This is a genomic window from Formosa algae, from assembly GCF_001439665.1.
GTDB classification, from domain to species: domain Bacteria; phylum Bacteroidota; class Bacteroidia; order Flavobacteriales; family Flavobacteriaceae; genus Formosa; species Formosa algae.
Genome location: NZ_LMAK01000011.1, coordinates 137,030 through 155,475, shown reverse-complemented (window position 1 = coordinate 155,475; position 18,446 = coordinate 137,030). Strand labels below are relative to the sequence as shown.

The window sequence follows — 18,446 nt, the reverse complement described above, 5'->3', positions numbered from 1 at the left end:
TTACACATTAAAACGAGTTAGTTTTAATTTTTAAGACGTTATAAAATAAGGTTTCAGTTTTTATTAATAGATTAGTTTTTTACTACTATATTAGTAAGATAATATTTTATATAAAACGTTTTAAATAAAATGAAAAATAGACTTCTATTTTGCTTCAGTGTTTTTTTATGTTCATATTCTTTATTGGCTCAAAAAGTAGATGCCGAAAAGATTAAAGAACAAATCACTTTTTATAAAAACGATCTTAGAGGTCCTTACAAAGACATTCGTTGGTTTTGTTCAGATGGAAGTGTTAGACAACCAAAAGACCCGTGTCCAGATAATATTGGCCCAGGAAATCAGCATGCTAGATATAAAGATGAAGTTGAAAACTTAGGGGTAACTAATCACGTATATTTAGGTCAGATTTTAACCTACACTAAACACGACGCTTTTTGGGACGATGGTAATAATAACTCTAGGTTAAAACAGTATCAAATTGATAAGTATTTAAGAGCTGTTGATGATGGTTGGATTAATAGAAAAAGTCAATTTTATAGAGGATCAATTCAATCTGAAGATGAAGAAGCTTGGGGAATTAATTTTTATAAATGGTTACTTTCTAATGATGAATTATTAGAAAATAATTATTATTTAATTAGACAATCGTTAAAAGATATTCCACATAATGGCGACGATAATTTAGCACAATTAATGCGTAGTCAATCTAAAGTGTTGTCTGATTTGTATCCTGCTTTCATGGATTTACGGGTTAAAATTCATGCACAACCAGAAACAAAGGATATTGAAAAAGTAATAGCTTTTAAAACAAAGCATTCAGCCAGATTATCTAGTAATCAAACAAAAATATTAGATGAGTTAGTTGCAACTATGACTATCTTTTTTAAACCTGTCGATTTAGTGTCGTTACAACAAAAAGCCACTTTATTAAGTTCAACTCCTTTTGGTGAAACTTTTAAAGATTATGTTTTAGTTCATAATAAAGTAACAAATGCGTCAGATTTAATCCAAGATACAGCAGAATTACTAGTGAATTTAAGAGCGAATCTTTTAACAGAAAAAAGACCTGTAGCACGATTACAGATGCTAGATATTTCTATCAAATTGGAAGAAGTTATTTTTAAAAATGCACCGCAATGGCAACCGGATACAGTAGAACAATTAGTCGATAAAATTTGTTATTTAGGAATGGCAACGGCAGCTGCAGGTTATATTGAACAGTACGAATGGGAATCTTTAAGCTTAACCAAATCGGTTAATTTAAATAATGAATCGACATTAGGAGAACTAACTACAATCTTACAAAGTGGAAGACGTCTAGTGGAGTGGAGTTCCGGAATGGTTAAAGCGAACTATCAAAATGAAGTTGATGTGTATACCAATTTTGAACCACTAGCTTATGGCTTTATAGATGATAAAATTAGAGGATCTATTGCTTTACATTTAGGAAAGTCTGTAGGTGAATTGGGCGATTTTATAGCTAAAGAATCATCGTTAACTAATAAAGTGCTAAATATTCCAAACCAAAGTACCATTCGTGGTTTAAATCCTGGTTATGCATATGGTGAATTAGTAGTTGTAGGTGGGTCTCCAGATGCTATCGAAGTATCTTCTAATAAAATATATGTTTTTCAACGTCCACCAGCAGATTTAAAACCAATTGCAGGAATTGCAACTGTTTCTGAAGGGAATATGGTGTCTCATGTACAATTATTAGCCCGTAATTTAGGAATTCCTAATGCTGCATTATCCGATGAGAACTTAGAGGATTTAAAACAATTTAACGGACAAAACGTTTTTTATGCCGTGTCTAATAAAGGGAATGTAATTATAAAAGCAGAAAAAGATATGTCTGCAGAAGAAGTCGCTTTATTTGTAAAAAAAGAACGTAAAGAAGGAAAAATAGAGGTTCCTGTAGAACATATTGTGTTACATGAAACGAAGGTTTTAAACATGCGGGACGTAGATGCGAGTAATTCTGGTAAGATATGCGGACCAAAAGCTGCAAATTTAGGTCAACTTAAAAAAATGTTTCCTGAGCAAGTCGTAGAAGGTTTGGTAATTCCTTTCGGAATATTTAGAAATCATATGGATCAAGACATGCCAGAACAAAACCAATCGTATTGGTCGTTTTTAAGTGCTATGTTTAAAGAAGCTATAGCAATGGAAGAACAAGGTATTGCTGAAGAAGAAATTGAACATTATCAACTACGTCAGTTAGAAATTTTAAGAACGGCAATTAAAAAAATGCCTCTAAAAGCAGATTTTATTTCGCAAATGGAACATGATTTTAAATCTGTTTTAGGCCATGCTTTAGGTGAAATTCCGGTGTTTTTAAGAAGTGATACCAATATGGAAGATTTGAAAGAATTTACTGGAGCTGGATTAAATTTAACCTTATTTAATGTGGTAGATAAAGAGAAAATTTTTAATGGAATTAAAGATGTTTGGGCATCTCCATATACAGAACGTAGTTTTAAATGGAGACAAAAATATTTACTAAATCCTGAAAATGTTTTTCCTTCTATTTTAGTCATTCCGAGTGTAGATGTAGATTATTCTGGGGTTTTAATTACTAAAGGATTAACCTCCGGAGACGATAAAGATTTAACCATTGCGTTTAGTAGAGGAGCGGGTGGAGCAGTAGACGGGCAATCTGCAGAAACTTATTTATTAAAAGATGCAGGTGGTTATCAATTATTAGCGCCTTCAAGAGAACGTTTTTATAACAGTTTACCAATAACTGGAGGCACTCTAAAAAATACAGCGACTTTTGAAACCCCTATTTTAAACACACAAAATATTAAAGATATAAAGCAGTTAGCAAAAGAGATAAGACAAACCATGCCTAAAGAAACTAATGAAGCCTATGATGTAGAGTTAGGGTTTAAAGATAACCAATTGTGGTTGTTTCAAATTAGACCGTTTGTAGAGAATAAGAAGGCTTTGAGTTCATCATATTTAGAATCTATAACTCCAACAATTGATACGAATAAAGTGATTTCACTTTCCAAAAAAATATAAATGAAAAAAATAATGTTATTAATCGCTGTTGTATTTGTGTGTACTGCATTTACTACAATAATAGTTTATCCTATTGATGGATATGAGTATACTGGAATAAAACGTTTAAAACGATTAGAACTTATTAAAAGTGGAGAGATTGTTGAAAAACAAAGCTTGCCGGAAGGTGCATTTAAATCGTATAGAGATATTAAATTAAATTTAAAAGAGAAAGCTGCGGACAGTTTACATTGCTTTTTTACTGAAAGCCCTGAATTTCAAAAGGAAATTAGTGACTTGTTTAGGGGGTTAGATAAAAGCTATTCATTAACGGTTTTAGATATTTCAGATGTAAACCATATTAAATATGCGCATAGAAATGAAACCTCAGGATATCAACCAGGCAGTGTAGGAAAATTGGCCGTTTTACTAGGTTTGTTCGATCAGTTAGCAAAAATATACCCAGGAGATTTTGATAAACGTATTCAATTATTAAAGACTAAAGTGGTGAAATCAGGAGTTTGGGGATTAACAGATGAGCATACAATTCCTATTTATAATATTGAAACCAAAAAATTAGTAAAACGACAGGTGATTGCGAGCGATGAGTTTTCGTTATTTGAATGGGCAGATCACATGCTTTCTGTTAGTAATAATGGAGCAGCTAGTATTGTTTGGCGCGAAGTATTATTAATGCAAGCGTTTGGAGATAAATATCCTGAATTAACAGAAGCGGAAGCTCTGACTTATTTTAAATCTACCGAAAAAAAAGTATTGACAGATATAGGAAACGACGTGGTAAATTTACCTTTACGTGCATTAGGAATTACAGCTGATGAATGGCGTTTAGGAAGCTTTTTTACAAAAGGTGCAAATACGTATGTTGGAGATAAAGGTGGAAGTATAGGCACACCTTTAGGTGTAATGAAATTTTTAATACAATTAGAACAGGGGAATGTTGTAGATGAAAACTCAAGTTTAGAAATGAAACGCTTAATGTACATGACCGATAGACGAATTCGTTATGCACAAGCTCCTGCTTTAAAAGAAGCAGCTGTATATTTTAAATCTGGTAGTTTGTATAAGTGCGATAGGAGTAATGGGCAGGAATGTGGAAAATATATGGGAAATGTGCAGAACTTTATGAACTCGGTAGCCATTATAGAACATCCGGATAATACAACGTATATGGTGGTTTTAATGACTAATGTTTTAAGAAAAAACTCTGCAACAGATCATATGAATTTAGCGACTAATATTGATAAACTAATTAGAAAATAGTTTGCAATAGCAATTCTGTTTTTATTCTAATTTTTGTATTGGTTTCATTAATTAAAACCATTTCTAAAAGGGATTTATAATTTGCAGTATTCGATTTTTCAATAAGATATAATACTGCAAATTTTAATTTTACATCTTTCCTTTTTAATAATTCATTATAACATTCAACTTCACTCAACACCTTCAGGTTTAGTTTCTTTATTTTTTCCTCTGAATTACTGTCTAATAAAATCGATTCGGTTAAAGGAATTAATTCTTTTTTAAGTTGGCTATTTAGAATATTATCTAGAAATTCAATGGCATGAATGCGCTGCTCTTCCTTACCATTTATAATGGTGTTTAAAATTGGATCAACATCGTGTGGTGGATATTTTATGCCTAAAAATCTAAAAATACGTTGTAACTGTCTATCCAGCCGTTGTTCTAATAAATGTATTAATCCGTTTCTGGCTTCGTTTTCTTCTTTAGACTCTTGAGGTGCTAAGGCTTTCTTTTTGTATTGAAGCACAATTTGTGTGTGTAATACAGCTAAAGTATTTTGATAGAGCTGACATTCGTCTAAAATTTTATCGACAATAAAACGGTCTTTAATTTTTAATTGAGGATATTTCCATTTCAGTCGTTTTAAAGCTTCAATGGCTTCTACTTTTACAGAATGTTCTGTTTCATTTGTTAACAGAATTAAGGTGTTAATTGCTTTTTGAGATTTAAATTTCTCAATAGCCAAAATAATATAAGCTGCATCTTCAAAGTCAATAGTTTCTTTTATTATTTTATAATACAACACATCCATAATGGGTTCGCCATAAGAATGTAAAGCATCTACAGCAATAGGCCTTGTTTCTTTTACCGATAAATGAGTAATGATTAAGTCTATAAATTCTGGATCTAACGTTTTTGCAGCACTGCGTATTGCTGTTTTTACCACCTCTATATTTTTGGAAAGTAATTGCGTTTTAATAACATTATAACAAGAATTTATTTTAGCATTTCCTATACTCTCTAATATCGCTTTTATGGTATTACTTTTATAATCTTCATTTGGTAATTCTGAATATTTAGTAAGTGCAGTCCCTATCTTTTGCTCTAAATTGAATTTGTTTTGCAGCGATTGATTGTTTCTTAATTCTAAAGATAATCCTAGTAATGCCGCATTACTAATGGTATTATCATCACTATTTATATATTTTTCAAATAAAACGATAGTGTTTTGCTTATAGTTTTTTAATAAATATCGAAAAGCAGAAGTGGTAACATTTTGATCTGTGTCATGTACCATACGTTCTATTTGCATAGACAAGTTTTCTGTTTTAAGAAAGTATAAATTCTCAATGGCCAAGGCTTTTACTTTTGGAGAAGGATGGTGCAATAGGTTTTTAATACCTTTAAAAAAACGCTCGTCTTTTACTTCCAAAGTTTTGGTAAGCATATTAATAATTTGGTTTTCGGTCCCTGTACTAAATACTCTTTTAACAGAATCGATAATGGAAGTTACTTTAATTTCTTCCTTGACATGTTTGTCTTTTTTAATGCTAGATATTTCTAATAAATCTTTAAAGGCAATAATGTATTCTTGCCTTAAAAAATAGATAAGCGTTAACCAACCCACAATTAAAACAATAATAATAACACTTATATAAGTAGATGAAATATCTAATCCGTTAATAAAGAAAATTAAAATAAAACCTGCAATTCCTGTCGCAATACTATCCACCACAACGTCTGTAAAGGTTTTTGTTTTCTTCTTTATATCTATAGGAATAGGGATCGATAACAGTTCGGTAGACGCTTTATTAACAGATTGCTTTAAACTTCCATCCACAATTTTAATAAAGACAATAACCCATAATTGTGGAATTAAAAGTAACAGGAAAGAACCAATTAAGATACCTGTGGGCAACCATAGAAGCGATTTACCAACACCAAAAGTTCCAACTATACGTTTAGTTAAAAACAATTGAATAATTAATGAAATAACACTTAAAGTAGAAAACCAAAAGCCGAAAAATGAGGTTAAATCATCTTGGTCATTTATAAGTCGAAATGCATAATCACTGTATTGATAATCTACTAACTTCGCTACCAAAACACTAGTTCCAATAACTAATGCAATTAAACTTAAAAGTTTAGACTCTTTTATTAGTTTTAATGGCGAATCTCCCTTTAGATTATTTCTAAAGGCAACTTGAAAAGGGTTAAGCTTTATAACTTCAGTTTTCCAAATAAATCTAGTAATTACGATACAAATAAGGAGTAGTAAAGCAGCTACAAATAGCAAATCCTTTGTGTTTATAAAATTGGTAAGCAAAGAGGTTAAGTAACCACCAAAAATACCTCCAGCAATGGCTCCAGCTCCTATAAATCCAAAAACGCGTTTTGCTTCTCTAACATTATATACAAGATTAGCTAAAATCCAGAATTGTGAGGCTGTTAGTAAACCAAAAATAGCCACCCAAACATAAGGAATGTATAAAAAATAGCTGGTTATTAAGTTAAAATTTAAACCAATACCAAATACTATTAATGAAATAACAGAACCAATTAGAGTTCGATCCATTATAATATTTAAAGGGTACTTTTCTAAGGCTTTGTCGTAGAAAAAAGATCCTATTATTGCCAAAATGGCAGTAAATACATAACCTAATGGTAAAGCCTCTGAAGTTAACTCGGATAAGAAAAGCGAATTAATTGTAGGCTTAATGATTAATAGTGTGGTGATTAATATAAAAATATTAAACTGAAGTAGAAGTGTTTTGTTAAACTCTTCTTCCTTTAAATCAAAAACCTTTAAAATGTATCGCTTAAAAATATAAATTATGGGCATGAAAGGGTTTTATTGTATAAAATTATACCAATCAAAAATAGTTAATATATATTCAGGTTTACCTTGGTAAAGTAAAATTACTAGAATGTATATTAACTATAAGTATATTAAGCATTATTAGTTAGAAGCAATTTTAGTTATTTCTTTTTTCTTTAAAGCGTTTTCAATAGGATTTACTAGGCTTCTAATAATTTGTTCGCCATTAGCGTCATCTATAAGCGCTACCAGTATATAACGTCTGTTTGGATCGTTTCCCCAAACTAAAATAGAGTCGGAATGATATGTTTGCCAAGAGCCAGATTTTCTAAATAGTTGAGCTTGTGGTGCAATTTTTTCAATAGTATTAACAAATTTGTGATGTAAATCGGGATTTCCCATAATGTTAAGCATTTGTTTAGAACGCTTATTATTTACTAATTTTCCATATGCTAATAAATAATAATAGCGACAAACTTGATCCACTGTTGCTGCATGGCTTAAGTGTTTTAAAGGTTCTCTGTGAGTATCTCCACCACTTCCATAGCGTTTTCCTACCCATAAACCACCACCACAATCTTCGTCATAAAACATATATTTAGGATCTGTCATTACAGATTCTATCTTTTCATAACCAAGTCTATCAATCATTCTAGTAGATGCTGCGTTATTGGATTTACTAATCATTAAACGCATATCATTTTTAATTTCTGTAGTTTCTTTTAGTTCACCTTTATCAATGGCGTCCATAGCAGATAATAAAATAGCAATTTTAGGTAAACTTGCAGCATACATCATATATTCTCCATTTACACTCGCATAACGCACATGGTTAGGATTACTTAAATCTACAATACCAACAGACATTTTATTTTGAGCAATTAGCTTTTTCCAACTTGGATTTGCATTGAGCTGCTTTTCTAAATTATCTTGTAAATAAGTGCTTTTAAGGTCTGATAACGGCATTATTTTAGAATTATCTACCTGAATGGGTAACCCATTTTGTCCATTAATGAATAGGTTGAAACCTAGAAATAACACAATAAACAATTTTGTTTTCATTTGATTTTTATACGTTTAAAAAATATAGTCAAAAGTATTTAATTAACTCATTATTAAAATGTTAAAATTTTGAAATTATAAAATAAAACTTATTGATGTTTTACATTAGGTTGAATGCTGATTTAGAGGCAATAAGTCAAGGTCTTTTCAGAAAAGTTTAAACGAATTACTTAAAATTAGAATAACAATGGTAATTGCGCACCGTTTTAGTACTATCCGTAAAGCCGATCAAATTTTAGTGATTGAAGAAGGTAAAATTGCTGAACGTGGTACTCATGATGAACTGATTGTAGATCAAGGTCGTAATTGTAAACTTATCAGGCATAATATAATTGGTTTCAAACTCATAAGTATCGCATGTATGGTTTAGAATCTGTAGATTTAACAATCATTAAAATAAAATAGTCATCTCATTAGGGGAGCTAATCCCTTTTAAATACTTTAGCAATACATAAAATTAACACATATGAATTTCATTAAAACCTCGCTTTGTTTATTAACAGGCTTATCATTAATTGCATGTGGTAAGACCACAAATTCCGAAACAAAAACTCCAGAAACAACAATTGAAACACCAATAGCTCCAGCTGTAAAAGCGGAAACTTTTAATATGGCAATTCTGCTAGAAGCAGCACAAAACGGAAACTTGGAAGTCATTAATGGGGCTTTAAACAAAGGATTTGATCCCAATACAAGAGGTGTAGAGAATCGAACAGTTTTAATGTTAGCATCCTTTAACGGACATACAGAGGTGGTTAAAACATTACTTGATAGTGGCGCAACCATAGACTTAAAAGATACGACAGATCGTACTGCATTAATGTATTCTTGTACAGGACCATTTGCAGAAACAGTTAAAGTGTTACTTGAAGCTGGAGCACAAGTCAATTTAAAAGATAATCATGAACAATGGACGCCAATTATGTTTGCTGCTGGCGAAGGACAAATAGAAGTGATGCAACTCCTTTTAGATGCTGGAGCAGATGTGAATGCTCTTGATATTGATGGAGAATCTTCTTATGATTTTGCTATGTCTAACAATCATGAGCAAGCTGCAGCATTTCTTAAACCGATGATGAAACAATAGTATTCTTTATGCTTTTATTTTCATAATATTTAATCCATTAATCCATATAAAATGAATAAAATCGGTCTCCTTTTACTATTACTTGTGTTGAGTTGTGCTGACAAAAACTCTAAATCAAACACATTAACAGAGCAAGCGCGTTGGCAGCAACATTCTAAAGACACAGAAATTATTCGAGATGATTTTGGAGTGCCGCATATTTATGGCAAAACAGATGCCGATGCTGTTTTTGGCTTATTATATGCACAATGTGAAGACGATTTTAATCGTGTAGAACGTAATTATATTTGGGCTATTGGCCGTTTGGCAGAAGTAGAAGGCGAGTCTGCCTTATATAGCGATTTACGCGCCAATTTATATATGACAAAAGCTGAAGCGATTCATTATTATGACACTAGTCCGGAATGGTTACAAAAACTATGTATTGCTTTTGCAGATGGAATTAACTATTATCTTGAAACTCATCCAGAAGTCACTCCAAAACTGATAACACGTTTTGAACCGTGGATGCCTATGTATTTTAGTGAAGGCTCTATAGGTGGCGATATTGAACGCGTTTCTACCTCTAAAATTAAAGTATTTTATAATAAAAATACAGATCAAAGACTTGCTGCACATGATGGATTAATTCGTTTAAAAGATGATGAACCTCGAGGTTCTAATGGCTTTGCTATTTCTGGTAAGCGTACAAAATCAGGAAATGCTATGTTGCTTATAAATCCGCATACGTCATTCTTTTTTAGAGGAGAAGTGCATATGGTTAGTGAAGAAGGTTTAAATGCTTATGGCGCTGTAACTTGGGGGCAGTTTTTCGTTTATCAGGGATTTAATGATAAAACAGGGTGGATGCATACATCTACAGGAACAGATATTATCGATGAATTCGAAGAAGATATTGTAAAGACTGAAGGCAGCATGTCTTATAAATATGGAGAGACCTTACGACCGATAGATTCTTTACCAATTACGCTTCAATATAAAGATACAGATAGCTTAAAAGATAAAACCTTTATGATGTATCGTTCACATCACGGACCAATAACTCATAAAAATAATGATAAATGGGTGTCTACAGCTTTAATGTGGAGTCCCGTTAAAGCGTTGGAGCAATCCTTCACCAGAACAAAAAAATCTAATTACGATGGATTTTATGAGATGATGGATTTAAGAACCAATTCATCAAATAATACAGTCTATGCAGATGCAGATGGAACTATCGCGTATTTTCATGGGAATTTTATACCAAAACGTAATGTGAAATTCGATTATACACAACCTGTAGATGGGAGTAATCCTGAAACAGATTGGGATGGTGTTCACGATTTAAAAGATAATATTTTAGTGGTAAATCCTCCAAATGGATGGATTCAAAATTGTAATTCTACACCGTTTACAAGTGCAGCGGCTTATAGTCCTAAAAAGGAAAATTATCCTGTTTATATGAGTTCTTATCCAGAAAATTTTAGAGGTTTGCACGCCATTCCTTTACTTCAGCAAGCAGACAGTTTAACTTTAGATGGTTTGATTACTCTAGCTTACGATTCTTATTTGCCAGGAGCAGAGATGTTAATTACAGGATTGTTAGAAGCTACAGCGCATGCATCATTAACATCTGCAGAAGCTAAAGCCGCATTAAATCTTTTAAAAAAATGGGATTTTAGAGTGACTGAGCATTCTGTAGAAATGACGCTAGCTCAGTTTTATTTAAATACGTATTATGCATCAGGAAAAATTCCCAAAATGATTGGTAATAAACGGATTTCACGTTTAGGTAGATTTGAATATATGAGTCAAACCTCCAAATTTTCCGAACGTTTAGATATTTTTGAAAAGGCAGTACAACAACTTACTTCAGATTTTGGATCTTGGAACACGCCTTGGGGAGAATTTAATCGCTACCAAAGAAATGATGGCACTATTCAGCAAGATTTTGATGATGCTAAACCCAGTATTCCTATCGGTTTGGCTTCAGGGTCATGGGGTGCATTAGCTTCGTTTGGAACGCGATTTGGTGACGATACAAAACGTCAATACGGGACTTCTGGGAATAGTTTTGTGGCTGTTGTAGAATTTGGAGATCAGGTAAAAGCAAAGTCGATGTTAGCTGGCGGACAAAGTAGTAATCCTAATTCACCACATTTTGATGATCAGGCACAACCTTATGCCGATGCTATTTTTAAAGATGTAGCTTACTACAGAACAGATGTTGAAAAGCGTGCCGAAAAAACTTATCATCCTGGCGAAATCGATTAGAATATTCTAAATTAAATCGATCTTATTTGATATACATTAAACTAAAAAACACCTATAATTCATGAGACTGTAGGTGTTTTTTAGTTTATATTGACTTTAGCTTTATAACGGAATATTTCCATGTTTTCGTTTAGGTAAAGGCATCGTTTTCTCTTCTAACATACTAAAGGCTTTTAATAGCTTTCTGCGCGTGTCTTGAGGTAAAATAATTTCGTCTATAAACCCACGTTGTGCAGCACGATACGGATTGGCAAAAGCCTCAGCATATTCTGTTTCTTTTTCTGCGAGTTTAGCAATCGGATCTTCTGAAGCATTAATTTCGTGTTTAAAAATAATTTCACTTGCACCTTTAGCTCCCATAACAGCAATTTCGGCTGTGGGCCACGCAAAATTCATATCTGCTCCTATATGTTTAGAATTCATAACATCGTAAGCACCTCCATACGCTTTTCTTGTAATTACAGTTACACGTGGCACCGTAGCTTCACTTAGCGCATATAGTAATTTTGCGCCATTAGTAATAATGCCATTCCATTCTTGATCTGTGCCAGGTAAAAATCCAGGGACATCTACCAATACTAATAAAGGAATATTAAAGCTGTCGCAGAACCGCGTAAAACGTGCTGCTTTTTTTGAACTATTTACATCTAAAACCCCAGCTAAAAATAACGGTTGATTGGCTACAATACCAATACTTCTACCACCCAATCTGGCAAACCCTACAATCACATTTTCTGCATATTCTTTGTGAATTTCAAAAAAAGAATCATCATCTATAATTCCATAGATAACCCTACGCATATCGTAAGGTTTACTTGAATGTTCAGGAATTATTGTGGCTAATTGTTCGCGAGTTTCATCTTGTAATTCAAAAGGAATTTTGGTTGTCGTTTTCGTATTATTTTGTGGTAAATAGCTGAGTAAGGCTTTGATTTGATCTAAACATTCTACATCGTTTACAGCTGTGAGGTGTGCGACTCCAGATTTTGTAGCATGTGTATGCGCGCCTCCTAAATCTTCAGAACTCACTGTTTCATTAGTTACGGTTTTAACCACATTTGGTCCGGTAACGAACATATAACTACTGTGCTCTACCATCATTGTGAAATCGGTTATAGCTGGGGAATATACTGCTCCGCCAGCACATGGACCCATAATAGCCGAAATTTGCGGAATGATTCCTGAGGATTGCACGTTTTTATGAAATATATCGGCATACCCACCGAGTGAACGAACACCTTCTTGTATGCGTGCTCCTCCAGAATCGTTTAATCCAATTAAAGGAGCGCCCATATGTAAGGCAAGATCCATGACTTTACATATTTTTTCGGCATGGGTTTCTGATAACGATCCACCAAAAACCGTAAAATCTTGTGCGAATATATAAACCAAACGTCCGTTAATCGTTCCATAACCCGTAACAACTCCATCTCCAAAATAGATCTCTTTATCCATATTGAAATCTGTTGTACGATGGGTAACCAAAACACCTATTTCCTCAAAAGAAGCAGTGTCTAAAAGATAATCGACACGTTCTCTAGCCGTAAGCTTTTTTTTTGAGTGTTGTTGTTTTATACGATGCTCACCTCCGCCAAGATGTGCTTTTTCTATTTTATCTGTTAGTATTTTTGTTTGAGAATCCATATAAATACAATTTAACTATTAGGTAATCTGACTTGTTTAAGGTCTTTCTGGTATTGTTTTAAAGCAATTAATGCAGCTAATTTTGCTTCGCGTTCTGCTTTTTCCTGTAAGATTTTGGGTTCATAATAAATGTTCACAAAATTAGTATCGAAATTACCTTCTCTAAACGCCGCATTTTGAAACACAAACTTCCCAAAACCTAAAGTTGTACAAATGCCTTCAATTTTATAAGCGTTTATGGCATTTTGCATGTTCAGAATAGCATCTTCACGCGTGTCTCCATAAGCGATCAATTTTGATAATAGTGGATCGTAATAAATAGAAACTTCGGCACCTTCATTTACTCCATTATCTACACGAATGTTGTTCCTCTGGCATTTTATAGACTTTGAGTGTTCCTATACTCGGTAAAAAATCATTTAAAGGATCTTCTGCATACACACGTAATTCGAATGCATGACCTTTAATTTCGATATCGGCTTGAATTAAATTTAAAGATTCGCCTCGTGCTATTTTTATTTGGAGTTCTACAAGATCTAAACCCGTAATGTATTCTGTTACCGGATGTTCTACTTGTAATCGTGTATTCATTTCTAGAAAATAAAAGTTATTTGTATCATCTAAAAGGAATTCTACAGTTCCAGCACCAATATAATTACAGGCTTTGGCCACTTTTATTGCGGCTTCGCCCATTTTATCTCGTAAAGCAGGCGATAGCACCGCAGAAGGTGCTTCTTCAATAACTTTTTGATGACGACGTTGTATACTGCATTCACGTTCAAATAAATGAACAGTATGGCCTAAACTATCTGCCATAATCTGAATTTCTATGTGTCGGGGAGAAGCTATATATTTTTCTATAAACACAGATCCATCTCCAAAGGCATGAGTTGCTTCACTAATTGCTCTCGACATTTGTGCTTCAAACTCATGTTCGTTTTCAACAATACGCATCCCTTTTCCGCCACCTCCAGCAGACGCTTTAATAAGTACGGGGAATCCTATTTTATTGGCAATTTCTGTTGCTTCTTTAACATCTGTAATCGCCTCTTTTGTCCCAGGAACCATAGGGATATTATAATGCTTTACAGCTTCTTTTGCTGCTATTTTGCTTCCCATTATTAATATAGATTCCGATTTTGGACCAATAAAAATAATATTGTTAGCTTCAACTTGTTTAACGAATTCAGCATTTTCACTTAAAAAACCATATCCGGGATGTATAGCATCTACTTGAAGTTTTTTAGCAATTTTTATAATTTTATCTCCATTTAAATATGAAGCACTTGCTATGGGCTCGCCTATACAGACCGCTTCATCGGCATATGTTACATGCGGAGCTTCTCTATCAGCTGTAGAATAAATGGCTACGGTTTTAATCCCCATTTTTTTAACCGTTTTCATAATACGTAGGGCGATTTCGCCACGATTAGCAACTAGTATTTTTTTCATAATGATGGATTTAAAAATTATTCGAATTCAATTAAAACGTCACCTTTGTCTACAGTTATTCCTTCTGTAACAGCTATAGATTTAATAATGCCTTCTCGAGGAGATACAATACTATTTTCCATTTTCATGGCTTCTAAAACGAGTAGAGGATCGTTAATTTTAATATGATCACCTACTTTAATAGTAATATCTAAAATTAAACCTGGCATCGGAGCTTTTATGAGATCTATTGTTTTTGAACTCCCAACATGAAATCCCATATCTTCAATTAACACATCTAAATCGTTTGAAATTTGTACGAAAAATTCAGTGTTATTAATTTTTACAGCATAAGATTTATTTAGAAAATCGGATCTAGTCATTTCTGCATCATAGGAAATATGATCTTGAATAATGTGAAAGTGATTGTGTTTGGTTTGAACAGCATCGAGGTGCTCTACATCTTTTAAAGAGAGATTAAAATGATGCAAATCGTTAACGGTTACTTTGGAAGATTTACTCATGTGGTGTTTGTTTGTCTTATAAAGATAACAAATAACATGATGATTAAAAACGTTTTAAAAAGAGTTATTTACAATTAAACAAGTCTTTTAGGGTGTAGTTTTTGTTTTTTACAAGAAAGTGAACCGATCTTATAAAAGCAATAGCAGTGATTAGGGCATCTCCAGAAGCGTTGTGTCTATCGCTTAAATCAATATCGTAATGTTCTGCCAATTCATCTAAGGTATATTTTTTCTTAGATTCTAAACCAGTGGTATTTGGTCTTGTGGCTTTATAAATAAACATAGTGTCTAGCACTTGGTTTTTCAATTCAGGAAGCTCTAAACGTTCCATAGCTTTATTAATCATGGTAAGATCGTAAAAGGCATGGTGGGCGACTAAAATGGCATCTTCAATATAGTCTAAAAACAAAACAACTGCCTCTTCTTCAGAGACAGTTTGTATTCTTTCGTTTTTAATTAATCCGTGTATCTCAACAGTTTTTTCGTTAAAGTAGTCTTGCTTTATATAAATTTCAAAGGCTGTACTAATATCAATATATCCATCAATAATTTTTACAGCTCCAATACATAAGATTCTATCTTTGTCGTAATTAAATCCTGTAGTTTCGGTATCTAAAACAACGTAAGTAGACGAGTTTATATCTGTTAATTTAGGTTCTGAAAAATGAGCATTATACTGTAACCAGTAGTCTGGATAGTTTTTCTCATTTTTATTAAAGAGCCATTTCATTAAATGAAATTCTTTAAATTAAATTTAAGCTTAACGAGTTCTTGAACTTTAGCTACAGCTTTAAAACAACGTTTAAGTTTCATTTTTTCTTCTTTAGACAATTCTGCTAAAGCGATAAAACGTCCGCTGTTATGGTGACGTAATCCGTGTTTTGTTCTAAATTTCAACAATGCTTTTGAGGCATAAGCACAAGAGTAATATAGCTCTTGATCTTCTGGCATAAGTTCTGCTAGTTTTTCAAAACGTTCTGCCGTGTTGTTTATATTTATAATTTGATAATGTAATGCTAATAACCTACCAGCATCTGTAATAGGCATGATGGCACGTTTCTTTAAATCGAAATGGTCTTTATGTTCGCCATCTTGTTCTACTAAGAACTGTCTGAAAAATCCTAATGGTGAAGGATTACGTAACGAGCAAGCTCCTAATTTAGATTGAAAGATAAGATTACCTTTTGTAATTTCTATAATATGTTCTGTAAGCTGAGTTATTAAAGCCTGATCACCATACGTATTGTCGAAATCGAAAAAGGTAGAACATAACAGTAATTCTTCTTCTTCTGTTTCTCTAGTCCACGCAGAGAATTGATTTTCCCATTCGTCTATACTTAAACAATATTTAGGATTTTTTGCCATCATTTCGCTAGGGCAAAATTCGAATCCAATAATTTTTAGTCGTTTATTCACTTTCTTAGCTAGGCTTAAAAAGTAAGTTCTCACTTCTTCTAAATGGTCATCGTCTGTATTTTCAAAAACAATAGCATTATCTTGATCGGTATGTAAAAGTTGCTCTTTTCTACCTTGACTTCCAATAGACATCCATGCAAATTTTACAGGAGGTGCCTGATCCATTTTTTCTACACAACGCTCTATAACTCGTTTAATAGTGGCATCATTCAGTTCAAAAATAATATTGTTTATGTGTGTAAGCGGAATGTTTTGTTGAATATAACCTTCTAAAAGCATCATGATTTTTTCACGAATACGCTTTAATTCTTTGGTAGAATTAGAACGTTTTATGGCTTTCATTAGCACAGAAGGATTTGTTCCTTTCATTACAATAATATCATGCTCAGAAAATACGCCTAGTATTTTAGTATTTGGAGTACCATCTTTAGTCACCACAATCTGATTGATTTTATGCTTCATCATGGTGATTTGCGCTTGTGCAATGGTGATGTTTTTCTTGTAACACATCACAGGATGATTCATGATTTTAGACACATTATCACTTATAGAATAATTCCCAGTAGCAACATGTAAGCGTAAATCTTTATCGGTAATAATACCAATAGGACATTCTTTTTCTTCAATAATAATGGACCCGACGTTATTATCAGACATTAATTTTGCAGCATCCTTAATGGTAGAACTCTGCTTTGTTGTAATTACATTTTTTATAAGACGCACAGGTTGCATCTCGAACATGTCTTTTGTAAAATCTAGTTTTACATCGTCTTCAAGTAATTTTTTTTGAAATTCGTTAGAAAACGGATTTTCTGTATTTGAAGCAAAACTCTCGATTAAATATTGGCGTACATCTTTATTGTGATCAATAAACGGATGAAACATCTCTATAGGAATACAGTACAGTATTGTTTCTTCTTCTGTAATAGAGGTTATAGCATAATTTTCTTTTGCAAATAATGGACGCAATCCAAATACATCTCCTTCATCAAATTGATCGATAGTTTCTAACTTTTCATTGATGTATTTTTTTAGTTTAACAGCTCCTTTATAGATCATATAAAACTGATCGTGTAACGGGTCGTTAATGTTATATATAACATTTTCTTTGTCTAAATACTTGATTTTGACCTCTTTTGATATATCTAAAAGTTGGTCCTTATCGAGTAGGTCGAAAGGAGGGAAGTTTTTTATAAAGTCGGCAACGCGATCTGCAATTGTGTTCTTCATCATGTTCATCTAATGAGATTTTCGGGAAATAAAGATAATACTATTATTTAAAATATGATTTCTCTTGGTGGTTTTTTATTGCTTTTATTGATAACCAAAAGCCCAATATTAGAGAAATAAAGGCACCAGCCCAAATCCCTGGTATAAAATCTATAAATAGAAAAAAATCGTAACTTCCATGAAAGCACATTGCCAAACATAAACCTATTAAATTATACCTTATTTTATGTTTAGAAAATTTAGCTTTTCCCATAAAATAACCCATTAAAATTCCGAACATGGCATGGGCTGGAACCGCTGTAAATGCACGTGTTATTCCCGATGTTATTCCTCCTTGGAAGACATAAAACAAGTTTTCTGTAGCGGCAAATCCCATAGACACCATTACGGCATACATAATACCATCGAAAGGTTCATTAAAGGCTTTATTGGGTTGTGCAAAATATCTTACAATAACATATTTACTAAATTCTTCTGTTAAGCCCACCACTAAAAAAGCTCTAATAAATTGGTGTAAAACACTACCATCGTTTAAAACAAGAATATAATTATAAATTATCGAGATTATGGTTGTAATAATAACACTCACAAATGCACCTAAAATGAAATTATAAAATAATAGAATTTTAGGTTCTTTTTCGTAAATATCTTTATTGTAAATATAAACGATAACCACTACAATAGGAGCGAGGGCCAAAAGGAGAAGATTCATGTT

Annotated in this window: 11 protein-coding genes and 2 pseudogenes; 5 read left to right on the top strand and 8 right to left on the bottom strand. The window is 32.7% G+C overall.

Annotation, left to right across the window (positions count from 1 at the left end; all coding sequences use genetic code 11):
- The first annotated feature begins 129 nt into the window (after nucleotides 1-129).
- Both AST99_RS04255 and AST99_RS04250 read left to right on the top strand, forming a co-directional pair.
- Nucleotides 130-3,024, top strand: coding sequence for a PEP/pyruvate-binding domain-containing protein (locus AST99_RS04255; protein ID WP_057779501.1), 2,895 nt, complete (start codon nucleotides 130-132; stop codon nucleotides 3,022-3,024).
- On the top strand, nucleotides 3,025-4,284 hold the full coding sequence (locus AST99_RS04250) for a serine hydrolase (RefSeq protein WP_057779499.1): 1,260 nt from the start codon (nucleotides 3,025-3,027) through the stop codon (nucleotides 4,282-4,284).
- Here the strand turns inward: AST99_RS04250 and AST99_RS04245 are convergent.
- Together AST99_RS04245 and AST99_RS04240 are read right to left on the bottom strand one after the other, a co-directional pair.
- Nucleotides 4,274-7,108 carry an Npt1/Npt2 family nucleotide transporter gene (locus tag AST99_RS04245; protein ID WP_057779498.1) on the bottom strand — a complete coding sequence of 945 codons (2,835 nt, stop codon included), beginning with the start codon at nucleotides 7,106-7,108 and terminating at the stop codon, nucleotides 4,274-4,276. The genes AST99_RS04250 and AST99_RS04245 overlap by 11 nt on opposite strands.
- A 117-nt stretch (nucleotides 7,109-7,225) precedes the next feature.
- On the bottom strand, nucleotides 7,226-8,146 hold the full coding sequence (locus AST99_RS04240; protein ID WP_057779496.1) for a serine hydrolase: 921 nt from the start codon (nucleotides 8,144-8,146) through the stop codon (nucleotides 7,226-7,228).
- A gap of 148 nt (nucleotides 8,147-8,294) precedes the next feature.
- On the opposite strand from AST99_RS04240, the pseudogene AST99_RS04235 reads away from it, so the two are divergent.
- The 3 genes and pseudogenes from AST99_RS04235 to AST99_RS04225 form a co-directional block, all read left to right on the top strand.
- Nucleotides 8,295-8,516 (top strand): annotated as a pseudogene (locus AST99_RS04235) (hypothetical protein); the annotation flags it as partial.
- 96 nt (nucleotides 8,517-8,612) lie between these two features.
- The gene (locus AST99_RS04230; RefSeq protein WP_057779492.1) at nucleotides 8,613-9,233 is read left to right on the top strand and encodes an ankyrin repeat domain-containing protein; all 621 of its coding nucleotides are present in this window, start codon (nucleotides 8,613-8,615) and stop codon (nucleotides 9,231-9,233) included.
- 51 nt (nucleotides 9,234-9,284) lie between these two features.
- Nucleotides 9,285-11,486: an acylase gene (locus AST99_RS04225; RefSeq protein WP_057779490.1), complete on the top strand. Its 2,202-nt coding sequence runs from the start codon at nucleotides 9,285-9,287 to the stop codon at nucleotides 11,484-11,486.
- Between the two features lie 102 nt (nucleotides 11,487-11,588).
- Here the strand turns inward: AST99_RS04225 and AST99_RS04220 are convergent, their stop codons facing one another.
- From AST99_RS04220 to AST99_RS04195, 6 genes and pseudogenes are all read right to left on the bottom strand, one after another.
- Complete coding sequence (locus AST99_RS04220) at nucleotides 11,589-13,130, bottom strand: acyl-CoA carboxylase subunit beta (protein WP_057779488.1); 1,542 nt, start codon at nucleotides 13,128-13,130, stop codon at nucleotides 11,589-11,591.
- A gap of 11 nt (nucleotides 13,131-13,141) precedes the next feature.
- Nucleotides 13,142-14,582 (bottom strand): annotated as a pseudogene (locus AST99_RS04215) (acetyl-CoA carboxylase biotin carboxylase subunit).
- Between the two features lie 17 nt (nucleotides 14,583-14,599).
- The gene (locus tag AST99_RS04210; RefSeq protein ID WP_057779485.1) at nucleotides 14,600-15,085 is read right to left on the bottom strand and encodes an acyl-CoA carboxylase biotin carboxyl carrier protein subunit; all 486 of its coding nucleotides are present in this window, start codon (nucleotides 15,083-15,085) and stop codon (nucleotides 14,600-14,602) included.
- Nucleotides 15,086-15,149: 64 nt separating this feature from the next.
- On the bottom strand, nucleotides 15,150-15,815 hold the full coding sequence (locus AST99_RS04205) for a 3'-5' exonuclease (RefSeq protein ID WP_057779483.1): 666 nt from the start codon (nucleotides 15,813-15,815) through the stop codon (nucleotides 15,150-15,152).
- Nucleotides 15,815-17,734, bottom strand: a complete 1,920-nt coding sequence (locus AST99_RS04200; protein ID WP_307414973.1) for a DUF294 nucleotidyltransferase-like domain-containing protein — start codon at nucleotides 17,732-17,734, stop codon at nucleotides 15,815-15,817. Before AST99_RS04200 ends, AST99_RS04205 begins: the two co-directional genes overlap by 1 nt.
- Before the next feature lie 40 nt (nucleotides 17,735-17,774).
- On the bottom strand, nucleotides 17,775-18,443 hold the full coding sequence (locus AST99_RS04195) for a PrsW family intramembrane metalloprotease (RefSeq protein WP_057779673.1): 669 nt from the start codon (nucleotides 18,441-18,443) through the stop codon (nucleotides 17,775-17,777).
- Nucleotides 18,444-18,446 lie beyond the last annotated feature (3 nt).